Here is a 16,347-nt window from a genome sequence, read left to right as displayed (position 1 = left end):
TGCTCCGGCACGGCGCCTGCGAGCACCCACTGACGGCGGTGCGCGACCTGCAGCGCTTCGTGCGGCTGTGCGCCGGACGCGTCGGCCAGCTCGTCAACCTCACCGCGCTGGGCAACGATGTCGGGGTCTCGCACGCCACGGCCCGGGCATGGCGCAATCTGCTGCAGACCAGCCACATCGTGCACGTGCTGCCGCCCTGGTTCACCAACACGTCCAAGCGCTTGGTCAAGAGCCCCAAGCTGTACTTCCACGGTCTGTCTTCGTCTATTGCTCTTGGCCTGGAAGCGCGGGCCGCTTTCCACGCGGCTTGACCGCCGCACCACGCACCTCGATGCGCACTTCGTCGAGCACGGCACCGGCGCCGTCGACCAGCTGCAGCTGGTGCCGGCCCGGCCAGGGCAGCCAGGCCAGTTCGCGGCCGCGGCCCAGCGGCTTGCCGTCCATGCGCCAGCGCGCATCCACGCCCTGGGCGCGCAGCCACAGGCGCTGGTGGGCGGGCGGAATGTCGGGGTCCAGCGCGACGATGCTGCCGTCCACGGGCGCGAGGATGCGCGGCGAGGCGGCGCGGTCGTCGGGCGTTCTGGCCAGCGCGAACTCGGGCTGCGCCGTGCCGGGCAGGAACCATTCCCGGCGCGGCGCTTCCAGCGCATCGCCGAAGCGCACAGCGGTCTGCTCGACGCCGGCCGGCGCGCGCGGCGCGCGGCTGGGCGCCTGCCGGTGCAACTGCTGCATGAGCGCGGCCCAGATCGGCGCCGCGCCGCTGGTGCCGCTGACATCCCACATCGCGGCGCCGCCGGCATTGCCGACCCAGACGCCCACGGTGTAGCGCTCGGACCAGCCGATGGCCCAGTTGTCGCGCATGTCCTTGCTGGTGCCGGTCTTCACGGCCGCCCAACCGCGCGTGGCCAGCACGCTGTCGGTGCCGAAGGTCATGGCGCGCGCCAGCGGGTCGGCCAGGATGTCGCCGACGATGAAGGCCGCGCGCGCATCGAGCACGGGCGGGCCGGGCGCAGGCCGCGGCCCGGGCTGCAGGCGCACGGGGCCGGCGTGGCCGCCGTTGGCCAGCGCGCGGTAGCCGTTGGTCAGCGCCAGCAGCGAGACCTCGGCGCTGCCCAGCGCCAGGCTGGTGCCGTAGTGGTCGCCGCCGTGCGCGAGCGCCAGGCCCAGGGCCTGCAGCTGCCGTGCAAAGGCATCGGGCGAGACCATGACCAGCGTGCGCACGGCCGGCACGTTGAGCGAGGAGGCCAGGGCGGTGCGCACCGAGACCCATCCCTTGAAGCGGCGGTCGTAGTTCTGCGGGATGTACAGGCCGGCCGGCGTGGCGATGTGGGTGGGCGCGTCCTCCAGCAGCGAGGCGGCCGTGAGCCGGCGCTCGGCGATGGCCTGGGCGTACAGAAAGGGCTTGAGCGTGGAGCCGGGCTGGCGGTGCGCGAGCACGCCGTCGACCTCGGCCGCGCGGGAGAGCGCGCCCGAGGAGCCGACCCAGGCCAGCACCTCGCCGCTGGCGTTGTCCAGCACCACGAGGGCGCCGTCCTCCACGTTGCGCCCGCGCAGCTCGCGCAAGTGCTGGGCCAGCTGTTGCTGGGCGAAGCGCTGCAGGCCGGCGTCCAGGCTGCTGCGCAGGCTGGGCGCGCCCGTGCTGTCCTCGTGCAGCAGCCGGCGCGCGAAGTGCGGCGCGATGCCTTCGCTCGCGGCCCAGCCGCGGCGCTGCAGCGCGCCCAGCGTGAGCAGCTCCAGGCCGGCGCAATCGGCTGCGCCCGTGCTGTCCTTGAGCACGCTGCAGGCGCGGCGCGCCACCACCACCGGCGCCGCATTCGGGCCGCGCACCAGGGCCGCGGCGATGGCGGCTTCGCGCGCGTCCAGTCCGTGCGGTGCCTTGCCGAACAGGCTGCGCGCGAGCGCGTCGATGCCGACGATCTCGCCGCGCAGCGGCACCAGGTTGAGGTACGCCTCGAGGATCTGGTCCTTGCGCCAGCTGCGCTCCAGCCGCTGCGCGGCCACGGCCTGGCCCAGCTTCTGGCCGATGCTGCGCCCGCCCGGGCCGGCGCGCCAGTCCTCGTCCAAGAGGCCGGCCAGCTGCATGGTCAGCGTGGAGGCGCCGCGCGTGCGCGTGTTCCAGAGGTTGGCCCAGGCCGCCGCAGAGACGGCGCGCCAGTCCACGCCGCTGTGCTGCCAGAAGAACTGGTCTTCGCTCAGGACCAGGGCTGTGCGCAGTGCGGGAGAGACCTCGGCCAGTGTGGTCCAGGGACCACGCCGCACGCTGGCGTCGGTACGCACGCGCTGCAGCAGTTGGCCGTCGCGCGCGAGCACCAGGGTCTCCGACGGCCGGTGCGCGCTGCGCACTTCGTCGTACGAAGGCAGGGCGCAGGCCAGCGTGCTTGCGCACGCCAGCACCACACCCAGCCAGGCCTTCTTCACGGCGCCACCTCCTGGCGGTCACGCGAGATCGCACGCCGGTCCCTTCGCTGTCCGGCGCCGCTCGCGCTGGCGTCGATCCCCGCTGCGCGGGGGCCCTCGCCGCGTCCGCTCACGGCGCCTCCACCTTCACCCGCGCATTCGGCAGCTCGCCGAACATCTCGGGCGCGTACATGGCCTCCACGCGCGTGGGTGGCAGCGCGAACTCGCCCACGTTGTTGAGCCGCACCGTGTAGCTGGTCTTGACCTCGCCCTTGGGCAGGAAGCCGTAGTAGCTGCGGAAGGCCTCGAAGCCGCGTTCCTCGAACGCCGGCCAGGCGTTGCCGCCGCGGCGCTCGCCCTGGGTGGCGATGGCCGAGTCACGGCCCAGGCCGCTGCCCAGGATGGTGGCGCCCCCCGGCACGGGGTCGGACAGCACGACCCAGCTCATGTCCTGCGCGGCCGTCACCGTGAGGTTGATGCGCAGGATGTCGCCGCGCGTGAAGCGACCGGGCCTCGCCTGCTCGACGGGCACGATCTCGCGTGCGATGCGGTAGCCGCCGTCGAACGGCGCCTTGAGTTCCACCGCGGCCAGCGACTGCAGCGTGAGCCAGGGCTTGCCGCTGCCTTCGTGCGTGGCCTGCAGCGTGGCAGCCGACGTGCCGGGCCAGGGCAGGAACTGGGCCGGCGGTGCGCCCTTGCCTGGCCAGTCGGCGCGCACGCTCTCGCTGCCGAGTTGGGCGCGCGTGCTGCCGCTCACGGGATCGGCCTCGTATTTGGCCGAGAACCTGCGCAGTGCCAGGCTGCCCCAGAGGTTGGCCGTGGTGGTCTGCCAGGCGCCGCGCTGCTGGCGCGCGATGAGGCCGCTGGCCAGCCGGCCCATGTCGGTCTGCCAGCCGGCCTCGCTTTGCACCGCCAGCAGCAGGCGCGCGGCGTTGGCGTCGGTGTTGGCCATCAGCCACCACCAGGCATCACCGGTCTCGGTGGAGAAGCCCACGCGCGTGCCGGCGTAGGCGAGCCGCGTGCGCAGCAGCTGCTGCGCCTGCTCCAACCGCTGGGCGCGCTGCGGCACATCCTGCACGCGCTGCAGGATCTGCACCCAGTCCAGCAGCGCATGCGTGGGCCATTGCTCGGGCGCGAGCGTGAGGCTGGACAGCATGCGGCCTTGCGCGCGGCCCGTGCGTGACAAGGCTTCCAGCGCGGCAAGCTTGCGCACGTCCAGGTCGGCGCGCGGGCTCCAGAAGCTGCGCTGCAGGCGGCCTTCGACGAAGGCTAGCAGGCCGTCCTCCATCTGGCGGCGTTGCGGCTCGGGCAGTGCGAAGCGCGGGTCGAGCGCAGCGGCTTCGTGGCTCACGGCCAGCAGGTAGGCCGTCAGCGTGTCGCTGCCGCGCGCGGCTTCACCGTCGCGCGGCGGGAAGTAGTTCGCCAGGCCATCGCTGTCCAGGTAGGTGGGCAACTGCGCCACCACGCCCTTCCACAGGGCTTCGTCCTCCAGCCCCAGCGCGCGGCTGGCGCTTTGCTCCAGGCAGCTGTAGGGGTAGCGCTGGAACCAGTCGCGCACACCCGGGAGTCCGTCGGCCAGGCGTGGCTGCAGCGCGAGCGAGAGGCCGCCGCGTGGCTTGCCGTTCAAGGCCAGGGCCTGGGCGGGCGGCTGCACCTGTTGGGTGAACGGCCCGTCCAGCTGCACCAGCGTGGCCTGCTGCACGGCGATCGGCACGGCCGGCACGATGCGCTGGCTGGCCTTGAGCGCGTCGCGCGCGTTGCCCGACAGGTCGCGCGCCTCGACCTCCCACAGGATAGCCTCTGTGCGCGTGTGCGCGAGCTGGGTCGGCGCCACCACGTCCCAGGTCGCTTCGCGCGCCTCGTTCGGCGGGATCTCGATGGTCTGGGGTGTGAGCTCCAGCAGCGTGGCCCGCGGTTTGAACTCCACACGCATGGCCTTGGCCGTGGTGTTGCGCAGCGTGAACTGGGCGCGGAAGCGGTCGTCCTCGCGCACCAGCGGCGGCAGGCCGCTGATGATCTGCAGGTCCTGCGTGGTGCGCACGCTGGCCTGGCCGGTGCCGAACAAGGCCTGGCCGCTGTCGGCCACGGCGACGATGCGGAAGGTCGTCAAGGCGTCGTTGAGCGGCACCTCCACCGTGGCCTGGCCCTGCGCGTCCAGCACCACGCGCGGGTTCCAGAGCAGCAGCGTGTCCAGCAGCTCGCGCGTGGGGTTGCGGCCGCCCCCGCCGCCGGCCGGCACGGCCTTGCGGCCGTAGTGGCGCCGGCCGATGATTTCCATCTGCGCGGTGGCGGTCTGCACGCCCCAGGCGCGGCGCTGGAACATGGCGTCCAGCAGATCCCAGCTGTCGTTGGGCGCCAGTTCCAGCAAGGCCTGGTCGACGGCGGCCAGCGCCACCTCGGCGTTGGCCGCCGGCTTGCCATCGGGCAGCCTGGCCGTGATGCGCACCTGCACGCGCTCGCGCACCTGGTAGCTCGTGCGGTCGGGCTGCACCTGCACGTCGATGCGGTGTGCGCGCGTGCCGACCTTGAGTTCGGCCACGCCGAGCCGGAAGGCCGGCTTGGACAGGTCCACCATCGCGCTCGGCGCCACCACCTCGTTGCGGCCGTTCCAGAACGCGCTCCACCAGCTGCGCGGGGCCTTGTAGCCCCAGGTGAAGAACGAGTACCAGGGCACCTCGCGCAGCCGGCCGCGCAGCACCAGCGCGCTGACGTAGACGTTCGGGCCCCAGCCTTCCTGCACCTTCAGGCGCAGCGTCGGATCCTGCCCGCTGAGCTCCACGACCTCGTGCCAGAGCACGCCTTCGCGCTCCACCGTGACCAGGGCCGTGGCCTGGCGGAACGGCATGCGCACCTGCAGCGCCACGGTGTCGCCGGGCTGCACCTCGCGCTGCTCGGGCAGCAGGTCGATGCGGTCGTGGTTCTCGCCGCCGAACCACAGCTCGCCCTGGCGCGTGACCCAGACCGAGCTGGCGGCCTGCACGCTGCGGCCGGCCTCGTCCTTGGCCGTCACGACCAGTTCGACCTCGCCGGCCTGGCCCAGCTGGGCCTCGCACAGCAGCAGGCCGCGCGCGTCGCTCTTGCCGCTGCAGACGCTGCCCAGATCCTTGGTCTCGCGCTGGGTGTCGTAGGTGTAGAAGCCGCCCACCATGCGCTTGCGGCTGGTGGTGGCCACATGGGCCTGGGCGCGCACGTCCAGCGCCACGCCGGCCTTGGGCTTGCCGGCCAGGTCCAGCGCCAGCGCCTGCAGCTGCACCTTGCCGCGCGCCGAGACCCAGCCCTCGGTCTTGAGGCCGGCGACCACGCCGGCTGGCCAGACCGTGTGCGTGCCGCGCAGGGTCTGGATCTCGCCGTTCGGGTCGGCGTAGCGGGCCTCGAGCAGCAGCTCCTGCGCGCGCGGGGCGGCCGGGATCTCGGGCAGCGCCACGCGCCCTGCGCCCTGGGCGTCCAGCGTCACCGGCAGCTTGTTGGCAATCACGCGCGGGCCGTTGGCGGCCTCGGACTCTTCCTCGCCCTCGTCGGAGTTGCCCTGGCGCCGATCGCGCGGCGGCGCGAAGCTGAAGGCGTCATAGCCGTCGAACTGCAGCCAGCGCTCGCGCAGCAGCGCCGAGACCTCCACGGGCAGCCTGGCCGCGCCGCCGCCGGCCACGTAGTTGACCTGCACGTTGGCGGCCAGCGCGCCGGGCTGCACCAGCGGTCCGCTGGTGGCGGGCGTGACGCGGCCCTCCATGACGGGCAAGCGGAACTCCTCCACGCGGAACCGACCCGACACCATGCTGCGCTCGGCCTCCTGCGCGATGCCCACCAGTTCGATCTGGTACTCGCCGAGCTTGGCCGCAGGCGGCAGCTTGAAGCTGCTCTCGGCGCTGCGCCCGCCCGTGGCCGTGTCGCGCCAGGCCAGCGGCTGCGCGAACTGCTGGCCGCTGCCCACGTGGGTGATGCGCAAGGTGCCCGGGCGCCAGGCGGCCGGTGCCAGGCCGGCGCTGGTCTCGGTGCGCAGCAGGTGCTTCATGCCCACGGTCTCTCCGGCGCGCAGCAGCGTGCGGTCCAGGATGGTGTGGGCGCGCAGGTCGGGCGCCACTTCCTGGCTGGTCGGCAGGTCGAAGCGCCAGGGCTCGATGCCGCGGTTCCAGTCGCTGAAGGTGAAGGCCAGGTCCTCCACGCCGTCGGCGCCGCGCGCACGGGCCGTGACGAACCAGGCGGCGGCGCCTTCGTCCTGCGCGCAGGACGGTGGCTCGGGCGACAGGCCCTGGAGCTGTACCACGCCCTGGGCGTCGGTCTGGCCGCTGGCGACGGCGCGTCCGCGGCAGTCGCTGACGGCCACGCGCGCGCCGGCCACGGGCTTGCCGCTGTCCAGCGCCGTGACCCAGGCCAGCGCGTTCTCGCGGCCGAGCTTGAAGTGCACACCCAGGTTGGTGACCAGCGCGGCCGTGCGCACCACCATGGTCCGCTCGGGGCCGTAGCGCTCGTCGAGCAGGGCCGCGCCGAGCTGGCGCGAGGCGATCTCGACCACGTGGAAGCCCGGCGCCATCGGGATGCCGACCACCTCGAAGGGCCGTTGGTCGTTGTTGTCCGCGGCCGGCAGCTTGAGCTGCTGCACGCCGTTCTGGCCGGCCAGCAGCGACAGCATGCGCGACTGCACCCAGCCCTTCTGGTCGGGGTCGACCACGCGCGGCAGCGGCTGCTTGAGATCGCTTGCTGCCTGCTTGCGTTCGATCTGGAAGCGGTCATAGCGCTGCACCTTGCGCCACCAGGCCAGGATCTCGGCGTCGCTCTGTGGACGCAGCGTGGCGACCTCGCCGTCGGCGATGCGCAGCGCGCCCACGCCGGGCGCGGCTTCGATGCGGCGCACGGTCACAGGCAGCAGCGGCGGGCCGCCAGGCTCTGCGAGGCGCTCGACGATGCCGAAGGGGCTCGATGCGAACTTGGCCAGCGGCGGCATGGCGCCCGTGCGCACGGCCAGCGGGAAACTGTCGGCGTTGTCCAGCGGCCGGTCGGAGGCGTCACGCAGCTTGGCCGGCAAAGTGAGGGTGTAGGCCGTGCTTTCCGTGAACGGCGGGTCAAAGCGCAGGCCGTCGACCAGCGCGTCGGTGTTGTCGTCGATCTGCGGCGCGATGCTGCGTCCACCGCCCTGCAGCCGGATCGCGGCCGCCTGCTCGCGCGGCAGCGGCGCCGTGAACTGCAGGCGCAGCGGGCGGATGGGCAGGCAGTCGGCCTCGGCGTTCTCGCGCTCGCAGCTGAAGCCGGCCGTGAAGGGCGCGCGCACCGTGAAGTCGAAGCGCTTTTCCACGCGGTTGGCCACGCCGCTGGGCGTGGCCACGCCGGGCCCGTAGACGATCTGCAGGTCGGCCGAGGGCGGCAGGCGCCGGTTGCAGGCCAACGTCTGCACGGCCAGCGGCGACTTGGCAGCCTCCTGCTCCAGCCGGCGCGCCTTGAGCAGCGCGGCACGCTCGGCGCCCTCGACCAGTTGCACGGGAACGCGCTCGCCGATGCCCTCGACCGCGCACCAGACGTTGGCGCGCACGCTGTCCAGCGTGGCCGGGCCATTGAGCCGCAGCACGAAGAACTGCTGCTCGTCGACCTGGCCGCCGTAGGGCCAGGTGCTGCGCACCACGGGCCCGCCGGTCTGGAAGGTGAAGCGCGTGCGGCCCGTGAGTTCCAGGCTGGATGCGGCCGCCACCTCGCAGCGCTGGCCGGGTGGCAGGTCGTTCTCGAACTGCCAGACCCATTCGCGCGCGTTGTTCCAGCGGCCGGTGCCGCGTCCCACGGCCTCGTCGGCACAGCGCACAGTGGCCGGCGCGGCGGCACGCGCGTCGCCAAAGCGCGTGGCGTCCTGGTCGAAGCGCACCACGACCTGGCGCGCCTGGGCCACTTCGCCCTGCGGCGTGACGGCGGTGATCTGCAGGGCCTGGGCGGCAGGCGCGGCCAGGGCGGCGAAGAGGAGGGTGGAGAGCAGGGGGGTGAGCGTCACGCTGGCGGTCCTTCTTTTTGGCCGCCGAGGTTAGCTCAGCCGCGTGATCGCTTGCGCGCGCGTGCGCGCAGCGTGCGCTGCCACTCGGCCAAGCGTGGATCGGCGCTGGCGTGGCTGGCGATCAGCTGGTCGAGCAGGATGTCCTGGTCGGTGCTGGATTTCTCGGGGAACACGGGCTCGATCTCCACCAGCTGCGGGCCGCGCGGTCCGCGGTGCCGCAGCGGAAACCCCATGCCGGGCAACTCGTAGCGCTGGCGGTCGCGCTGCAAAGCCAGCGTCTGCACACCGTCCAGCGTGGGCACGGTCACAGCGCGGTTGGCCATCCAGGCGAAGCCGTCGACCGGCAGCTTGCAATGCACGCTGCCGTCGTCCTGCAGCGTGAACAGCGGGTGCGGTGCCACGCCCACCTGCACCTCCAGGTCGGCCGGGGCGCGGCGCGCCGCCACATGCAGCAGGTCGCCCTCGCGCACACCGGGCGGGATGCGCACCTGGACCTCGTAGTCCTGTTCGGCCAGCGTGCCGCGGCCTTCGCACGGCTTGCAGTGCTCGCGCGCGATGCCCGTGGCGGCGCAGTCCTCGCACGCCTCGGGCTGGCCGGGCCAGCCGAACCAGGCAGACGGGCGCACGAAGGTGCCGCTGCCGCGGCAGCGCCTGCAGCGGCTGCCCAGCACGCGGTGGCCCAGGCCCTCGCAGTGACTGCAGGTGGGCGTGAACTTGCCGCGCAGCGCCTTGATGCAGCCGGCCGCAGCCTCTTCCAGCGTGAGCTTGAGCTTGCGGTGGATCGGAGGATGGGCCGGCCGCGCCGGCTCGGCCGGCGGCGGAGGCTCAGGCGCGGCAGCAGGTTCCGCGGCACCGTCGCCGCCCTGGCGCGCGCGTTGGATCGCTTCGAAGGCCTGGTTGATGCGCTGCATGCGGGCCACGGCCTGGGCACTGGCATTGCGGTCAGGATGCCAGCGCGACGCCAGCCGGCGCCAGGCGGCCTTGATCTCTGATTCGCTGGCGTCGTTGGGCAGGCCCAACTCGGCAAAGGCTTGGTCGTTGCCCACGGCTTGTTCTCTCCAGCAGCGATGGTAGCCGAATTTGTTGCGCTGCAGCATTTTTCGAGACGGGCGGCTTTTCCCCGGTTTATCGGCGCTTCGGTAGGGGGCGGGGCAGGCTCAAATCCAAGGCTCGTGTCACAACAAGTTACAGGGAGTTCCGATGCGATCCACCGCCGCGCCGTTGTCCGCCACGCCACCTGCGATCTCGCGGGGCCAGCTGATCCGCGAGCTGTCCGTCTTTGCCACGCCGCGCAACAAGAGCGGCGCGCTGCTGCTGCTGCGCGACGGCGCGCTGTACTGGGGCCTGTGGGCCGCCGTGCTGTTCGCGCCCGCCATCGGCTGGAAGATCCTGGCCAGCGTGCTGCTGGGCATCCGCCTGACCTCCATGTACACGCTGGCACACGACGCCTCGCACCGCACCTTGTTCGCCAGCCGCCGCTGGAACTGGATCGCGGCCCTGGCGCTGGGCGTGCCCTCGGTGCAGAACTACCGCATGTGGACGCACGACCACAACCATGTGCACCACCCGCGCACGAACGGCGACCACTTCGACTTCTACCGGCCGTTCTCCAAGGCCGAGTACGACGCGCTGAGCCCGCTGCAGCAACTGGCCGAGCGCCTGTGCCGCGCGCCCAATGTGTTCGGCCTGTTCGTCTACTGGCTGGTGCGCTGGATCCCCACGCGCGTGTGGCCCAACGTGCGCACGCCGCAGGAGCAACGCGGCGTGTCCATGGCCTATGCCGTGCCGCTGCTGCTGTTCCACGGCGGCATGGTGGCCTTTCTGGCGCTGGTGGCGCCGCGCATCGCCCCCATCGACGCCGGCACTGCCGTGCTGCTGGGCTGGCTCGGCCCGCTGATGCTGCACTTCTGGATCAGCAGCGCGACGCTCTACCTGATGCACACGCACCCCAACATTCCCTGGTTCAAGGGCGACATCGCGCGCTCCGGCGATTACGCGCCCGAGCTGTGCTCCACCGTGCTGACCACGCCCGACTGGTTCAGCAAGATGGTCAACAACGTCTATTGCCATGCCGCCCACCATGCGCACCACGGCATTCCGAGCTACCTGCTGCTGCCGGCGCAAAAGCGCATGAACGCGCTGCTGGGCAACCGGCTGGTGGTGGAGCCGCTGTCGCTGTTCTCGATGCTGCGCACGCTGCGCACCTGCAAGCTCTACGACTTCGAGCGCCACCAGTGGACCGATTTCGACGGCCTGCCGACGGCCGCGCCGATCAACCTGTCGGCGCGCAACGCGGTGGCGGAAAAGGCGGTGGCGCCGCAGCGCCAGCCGCAGCAGCAGCCCGCAACGGCCTGAAGCTTCAGCCCGCCACGCGCGTGGCGGTCCAGGCAGCGCCGTCCACGGTGCCGCGCATGCTGTTGCCGGCCACCTGGCCGGTGTAGTTCCGTCCTCCGGCCGTGAAGCGGATGTTCACCCCGTCCAGCCGCGCCGCGGCCAGCGGCGAATTCGCGCCCAGGCGGCCTTCCAGCTTCTGGAAGCTCTGCGTGAGCTGCAGCCGCTCGCCGCCCAGCTGCCAGTTGCCGCCGACCTTGGCCGGCACCACCCACTTGAGCGCATTGCAGTAGCCCGAACAGCCCTCGACCACATTGAACGCGTCGTCGGGCTCCCAGTCCTCCATCGTGAAGGAGTTGGACAGCACGCGCGTGCCGGGCGCCATGTCCAGCAGCGTGGGCCGCAGCCGCATGTTCAGGTTGGGCAGCAGGAACAGCGTGACCACCGTCGCCTCGGAGAAGTTGGACGCGAAGATGTCCGCCTGCTCGAACGTGGCGCGCGCCGCCACGCCCTCGGCCTCGGCGGCACGCCTGGACAGCGCCACCATGTCGGGGTTGTATTCGATGCCGCGCGCCCGCGCTCCGCGCTTGGCCGCCGTGATCACGAGCCGGCCATCGCCCGAGCCCAGGTCGACCAGCCGGTCCTGCGGCGTGAGGCCAGCCATGTCCAGCATGCGGTCGACCAGGGTCTGCGAGGTCGGCACCCACACCACGTCCTTGCCGCCCTGGCCGACCTGCGGCTGGTAGGGGGCGCTGGCGGGCTGCGCCCAGACGTGCGGGCCGAGGTTGGCTGCGCCGAGTGCGGCACCGAGGAAGGATCTGCGTGCAATGGTCATCGAGGCTCTCCTGCGCAAAGTGGCGGATGAAGGGGGGCGGACGCACCCGCACACGGCCGATGCGGCGCGGGCGGGACTGGCGATGGAGTCCGGCCGTGCCAGGATGTTCCCGCTCAGCCTGCCCCGGCCACGCCGGGTGCGCGCAGGCACAGCACCAGGCCCTGGATGGGCAGGCGCTGGTCCTCGCGCAACACGAGGGTCTGCTCCCGCACGATGTCCAGGCCGTGCTGTGCGGCCAGCGTGCGCAGATGGGCCACGCCGTGGGCATAGCGCAGGCTGGGCCGCAGCTGCAGCGCTTCGCCGTCTGACAACTCCACGGAGAACGCGACCACACCGCCGGGCTGCAGCACGCGCCGCAGGCCCGCGAACACCGCCTCGAGCGCGCCGACATAGATGAACACGTCGGCGGCGGCCACGAGGCCGTAGCGTTCGGGTGTCTCCTGCAGGTGGGCGGCGAGGTCGGCCTGCACCAGCTGGTCGTAGCAGCCGCGCGCGCGGGCCTGCGCCAGCATGGTGGGCGAGAGGTCCAGGCCGTGCAGGCGGCGCGCCAGCGGGCGCAGCAGGGGGCCGCACAGGCCGGTGCCGCAGCCCAGGTCGAGTGCGGTGTCCACCGGTGTGCCGGCCAGGACGGCGGCCGCCGCCTGCGCCACGGCCTCGTGGGCGCGGTAGCGCAGCACATCCAGCAGGTGCGGCTCGAAGTCGTCGGCGTAGCTGTCGAACAGGCCGCGCACATAGGCCTGCGGGGCGCTGGTGGGCGTTGCGCCAGCGCCCAGGCCGGCCAGGAAGTAGCGGCACAGCGCGGCATCGGCACCGCTGGCCAGGGCCTGCTCGAAGGCGGCGCGCGCGGCGGCCGGGCGTTGCATGTCACGCAGCAGCTGGCCCAGCAGCAGGCCGGCTTCGGCGAGGCCGGGGTCGAGTGCGAGCGCACGCTCGTAGGCGGGCAGGGCGTCGGCATGGCGCTCCAGCGCCTGCAGCGTCTGCCCGCGCAGCTGGTGGGCGGCGGCGGTGGCTGGGTGGTCGGCCAGCAGCGCGTCCAGCAGTGCCAGCGCTTCGGCGTGGCGGCCGAGCTGGTTCAAGGCCAGGGCGCGCTGGAAGCGGCCGGCCGGGTTGGCGGGGTCCAGTGCGGCCAGGGCATCGAGCGCGCGCAGCGCGTCGCCGGGGCGGCCCAGGCGCAGCCGCACCACGCCCAGGTTCAGCAGGGTGGAGGGGCGGTCCGGCACCAGGGCCGCTGCGGCTTCGAGGCGCGTTTCGGCCTCGGCGTGCCGGCCCGCCTCGGTCAGGCCCACGGCATCGAGGAACAGGGTCTTGGCTTGCGCGAAGGCGTGGTCGGTCGGTGCGTTCATGCGGCCGCAGCATAGCGGCTGGGCGCGGGCTGGCGGTGCGCATGCACGCAGCTCAGCACGGAGGCCGCCACGCAGGCCATGGCCAGCCATTCCGCCGTGCGCGGCGTGCGCCATTCCCACAGGAAGCCGTAGAGCAATGCGAACAGGGTTTCGAACAGGATCATCTGGCCCACCATGGTCAGCGGCAGCAGCCGGCTCATGCGGTTCCACAGCGCGTTGCCGACCATGGACGCGGCCAGCGCCACGCCCACCACCACGCCCGCCAGGCGCAGCCAGTCGGCGCTGGCATGCGTGCGCGCATCCAGCAGCAGCGCGACCGGCAGCAGCAGCAAGGCCTGCGCGCCGGTGACCACGCCCGTGGCCAGGTTCCAGTCCTGCACCGAGACCTGCGGCCGCTGCGCCAGCGCGCGCGCGTTGCCGACCGCATAGGCGGTCCACGAGGCCAACGCGCCCACCGCGCAGAGCAAGCCCACCGGTGAGGCCGCGGCGCCACCGCCCAGCGATTGCCAGCCGATGCACACGATGCCGGCCAGCCCGCACAGCAGCGAGGGGATGAGCCGGCGCAGCGGCACAGCGCCCTGCGCGCGGCTGCCGATCACGGTGACCGCCACGGGCAGGAAGCCGATCACGAGCGAGGTCATGGCGATGCCGCCCTGCTGCACGGCGCTGGCCAGCAGCACGTAGTACAGCGTGTTGCCTAGCAGCGCCAGGCGTGCCAGCAGGCCCCAATCGGCCCGGCCCAGCTGCGCGGCCAGCCGGCGCCGGCGCGGCAGCAGCAGCACGCCGGCGAAGAGGCCATAGGCCAGGAAGCGGCCGGCCGTCAGCTGCAGCGGCGTGAAGCCGTGCGCCAGCTCCGGCGCGAGGAACACCAGGCCCCAGAGGGCGCCTGCGGCCATGCCGCACAGGATGCCGGTCCAGATGCCCTGGGCCGCAGTGGACGAATGGGAAGAAACCATGCCCGCACTGTGGCGCGCCAGGCCGCGGCGGTCTCGGCCGTGGCTGCTGTCTTTTAGGCCGCGTCTCGCGCCGCGCGCCGGATCGCGGCCGGCGTGCTGCCGGTGGCGCGCCGCATGGCGCGCGTCAGCGCGTTCTGGTCGGCGTAGCCGGCCGCCAGTGCCAGTTCGGCGATGGGCCGGTCGGTGCCGACCAGCCATGCGCGCACCCGCTCCAGCCGCTGCTGCTGCAGCCAGGCCGCGGGCGTGCTGCCGAGCTCGCTGCGGAACAGCGCGTGCAGCCGGCTCGCGCTCAGGTGGACTTCCTGCGCCATGCGCTCGGCCGTCCACGGCGCACCGGGCTCGGCCTGCACCCTGGCCAGCAGCGCGCCCAGCCGCGACACCGCGCGCGGCGCCCGCTGGCCGAGCTGGTCCAGCAGCAGCGGCACCCAGTGCTGCAGCTGGCCCGTGGTGGCTGGCCCGCCCTGCAGCACCAGGCCCATGTAGTCGATGAGCCGCCAGGCCGCCGGCGCGACGGACTGGTAGGGCTGGGCGGCCAGCCGCTCCAGCAATGGCGGCGGCACTTGATCTGCGTCAAGGTCCAGGATCAGCGCCTGGTTACGCTCGCGGGACACCTGGGTGTGCCGCATGCCGGTCTCGACGAAAGCGGCCTGGCCCTGGCCGAGCAGGCGTTCGCGGCCGCCGATGTCCAGCAGCAGGCGGCCGGCCAGCGGCAGCACCAGCTGGGCGTGCTTGTGGCGGTGTTCGTCCGCGGCCAGGCCGTAGCTGCGCAGATTCAGCGTGAACGGTGGTTTCGGCGGCATGGATGGCACGTATAGCACAGGCCGGCGCGGGCTGCGCACCTATGCTTGCCGCGCCCCATCGCAGGCCAGCCATCCCCTCACAGTTCATTGCTTCCAAAGGAGTTCTTGCGTGCTTTCGCCCATCCAGCTCATGCGCCGCTTTTCCATCCGCCTGCGCATGCGTGCCGCCATCGTCGTGGTGCTCGGCCTGTTCGCGCTGATCGCCGCCGCCGCCCTGGTCGGCCAGCGGCAGCTGCAGACGCAGAGCCTGCGCTTCATGACCGAGGGCGCGCAGGAACTCGCAGCGCTGGGCGACCTGCGCGCTGCCATGCACCTGGCGCGCCGGCAGGAGAAGGATGTGCTGGCCGCTTTCGCCGACGCCGCGCGCGCGGCCCGGCAGCGCGACCAATGGCTCGAGGCGCTGCGCCAGGCCCGCACCGCGCTGGACGTGCTGGCCGCCAGCGCGGCCGGCAGCGTGCAGCAGGCGGCACGCGGCGCACGCGAGGGCCTGGATGCCTACACAGCCGCGGCCGGGCCTGTGCTGGATGCGGTGCAGGCCGGCGCGCACGACGGCTTGGCCACGCCCGACCGGCTGCTCGAACCGGCCAAGCAGCGCATGGAGGCCGCGATGGCCCAGGTCGATGCGATGGAGCAGGCGATCGAGCGCGGCACCGAGCAGACGCGCGCGGCCTTCGAAGCCACGGCGCAGCGCGTGCAGTGGCTCTTCGGCGCCGTGCTGGCCGTGGTCGTGGTGGCCGTGGTGCCGGCCACGCTGGCCAACTCGCATTCGATCACCGCGCCCATCGTGCAGGCGCGCGACCTGGCCCAGGCGATCGCGGCCGGTGATCTCACGCAGCGCATCGCCGGCCAGGACGGCACCGACGAGCTGGCCGAACTGCTGGGCGCGCTGGAGCAGATGCGCCAGTCGCTGGCGGCCATCGTCGGCGAAGTGCGCCAGACTTCGGACGCCATCGGCGTGAGTTCGGGCGAGGTGGCGGCGGGCAATGCCGACCTGTCGGGCCGCACCGAGCAGACCGCGTCCAACCTGCAGCAGACCGCCAGCTCCATGGACCAGCTGACCGCCACGGTGCGGCAGAGCGCCGACGCCGCGGTGCAGGCCAACCAACTCGCGACGACCGCCGCGGACGCGGCGCGGCGTGGCGGCGCGGTGGTGGCCGAGGTGGTGGCGACCATGGGCGAGATCAATGCCAGCAGCCACCGCATCGTGGACATCATCGGCACCATCGACGGCATCGCGTTCCAGACCAACATCCTCGCCCTCAATGCGGCGGTGGAGGCCGCACGTGCCGGTGAGCAGGGGCGCGGCTTCGCGGTGGTGGCGGGCGAGGTGCGTCACCTCGCGCAGCGCAGCGCGGCGGCCGCGCGCGAGATCAAGGACCTGATCGGCGCGAGCGTGGAGCGCGTCGATGCCGGCACGCGCCAGGTGCAGGCCGCCGGCGGGTCGATGCAGGAGATCGTGGCCGGCGTGCAGCGCGTGTCCGACACCATGGCGCAGATCTCCGCCGCCGCGCGCGAGCAGAGCCAGGGCATCGCGCAGGTCAACGGCGCGGTCGGCGAGCTGGACCAGATGACGCAGCAGAACGCGGCGCTGGTGGAAGAGTCCACGGCCGCCGCGCAAAGCCTGCGCCAGCAGGCCGGCCGGCTCATCGAGATGGTGGCGGCGTTCCGGATTGCCGAGGCCGACGCGGCACGCGCGCCGCGCCTTTTGGCCTGAGCC

At 72.8% G+C, this 16,347-nt stretch carries 10 protein-coding genes; 3 read left to right on the top strand and 7 right to left on the bottom strand.

Going from position 1 to position 16,347, the window contains the following annotated elements; all coding sequences use genetic code 11:
• Positions 1–38 precede the first annotated feature (38 nt).
• The gene (locus ASF45_RS10145; RefSeq protein WP_056660935.1) at positions 39–311 is read left to right on the top strand and encodes a DUF4143 domain-containing protein; all 273 of its coding nucleotides are present in this window, start codon (positions 39–41) and stop codon (positions 309–311) included.
• Here the strand turns inward: ASF45_RS10145 and pbpC are convergent.
• The 3 genes from pbpC to ASF45_RS10130 form a co-directional block, all read right to left on the bottom strand.
• A complete protein-coding gene (gene pbpC, locus ASF45_RS10140; protein ID WP_056660932.1) occupies positions 265–2,418 on the bottom strand; it encodes a penicillin-binding protein 1C in 2,154 nt (717 codons plus the stop codon). The genes ASF45_RS10145 and pbpC overlap by 47 nt on opposite strands.
• Positions 2,419–2,527: 109 nt before the next feature.
• Positions 2,528–8,365: an alpha-2-macroglobulin gene (locus ASF45_RS10135; protein ID WP_200932138.1), complete on the bottom strand. Its 5,838-nt coding sequence runs from the start codon at positions 8,363–8,365 to the stop codon at positions 2,528–2,530.
• 35 nt (positions 8,366–8,400) lie between these two features.
• Positions 8,401–9,411, bottom strand: a complete 1,011-nt coding sequence (locus tag ASF45_RS10130; RefSeq protein ID WP_235580870.1) for a DnaJ C-terminal domain-containing protein — start codon at positions 9,409–9,411, stop codon at positions 8,401–8,403.
• Between the two features lie 154 nt (positions 9,412–9,565).
• Between ASF45_RS10130 and ASF45_RS10125 the strand changes: the two genes are divergently transcribed.
• Positions 9,566–10,720, top strand: coding sequence for a fatty acid desaturase (locus ASF45_RS10125; RefSeq protein WP_082550929.1), 1,155 nt, complete (start codon positions 9,566–9,568; stop codon positions 10,718–10,720).
• A 4-nt stretch (positions 10,721–10,724) separates the two neighbouring features.
• On the opposite strand, the gene ASF45_RS10120 is transcribed toward ASF45_RS10125, so the two are convergent.
• The 4 genes from ASF45_RS10120 to ASF45_RS10105 all read right to left on the bottom strand — a co-directional run bounded on the left by ASF45_RS10120 (position 10,725) and on the right by ASF45_RS10105 (position 14,630).
• Entirely contained in the window at positions 10,725–11,531 is an 807-nt protein-coding gene (locus ASF45_RS10120) for a cyclopropane-fatty-acyl-phospholipid synthase family protein (RefSeq protein WP_056660923.1), read from the bottom strand.
• 113 nt (positions 11,532–11,644) lie between these two features.
• Positions 11,645–12,874 (bottom strand): tetratricopeptide repeat protein, encoded by a 1,230-nt coding sequence (locus ASF45_RS10115; protein ID WP_056660920.1) that lies wholly within the window; start codon positions 12,872–12,874, stop codon positions 11,645–11,647.
• Positions 12,871–13,830 carry a DMT family transporter gene (locus ASF45_RS10110; protein ID WP_056660916.1) on the bottom strand — a complete coding sequence of 320 codons (960 nt, stop codon included), beginning with the start codon at positions 13,828–13,830 and terminating at the stop codon, positions 12,871–12,873. Before ASF45_RS10110 ends, ASF45_RS10115 begins: the two co-directional genes overlap by 4 nt.
• A 53-nt stretch (positions 13,831–13,883) precedes the next feature.
• Positions 13,884–14,630 carry an AraC family transcriptional regulator gene (locus tag ASF45_RS10105; RefSeq protein WP_056660913.1) on the bottom strand — a complete coding sequence of 249 codons (747 nt, stop codon included), beginning with the start codon at positions 14,628–14,630 and terminating at the stop codon, positions 13,884–13,886.
• 109 nt (positions 14,631–14,739) lie between these two features.
• Here ASF45_RS10105 and ASF45_RS36925 point away from each other — a divergent pair, with 109 nt between their 5' ends.
• Positions 14,740–16,344 (top strand): methyl-accepting chemotaxis protein, encoded by a 1,605-nt coding sequence (locus ASF45_RS36925; protein ID WP_056660909.1) that lies wholly within the window; start codon positions 14,740–14,742, stop codon positions 16,342–16,344.
• Positions 16,345–16,347 lie beyond the last annotated feature (3 nt).

It is taken from the genome of Pseudorhodoferax sp. Leaf265 (assembly GCF_001422365.1).
Taxonomy (GTDB): domain Bacteria; phylum Pseudomonadota; class Gammaproteobacteria; order Burkholderiales; family Burkholderiaceae_C; genus Pseudorhodoferax.
This window is presented reverse-complemented; position numbering and strand designations above follow the sequence as displayed.

Coding starts and splice junctions, on each gene's coding strand:
- ASF45_RS10110 (WP_056660916.1), bottom strand. CDS start 13,830: ATGGTTTCTTCCCATTCGTCCACTGCGGCCCAGGGCATCTGGACCGGC.
- ASF45_RS10120 (WP_056660923.1), bottom strand. CDS start 11,531: ATGACCATTGCACGCAGATCCTTCCTCGGTGCCGCACTCGGCGCAGCC.
- ASF45_RS10105 (WP_056660913.1), bottom strand. CDS start 14,630: ATGCCGCCGAAACCACCGTTCACGCTGAATCTGCGCAGCTACGGCCTG.
- ASF45_RS10125 (WP_082550929.1), top strand. CDS start 9,566: ATGCGATCCACCGCCGCGCCGTTGTCCGCCACGCCACCTGCGATCTCG.
- ASF45_RS10115 (WP_056660920.1), bottom strand. CDS start 12,874: ATGAACGCACCGACCGACCACGCCTTCGCGCAAGCCAAGACCCTGTTC.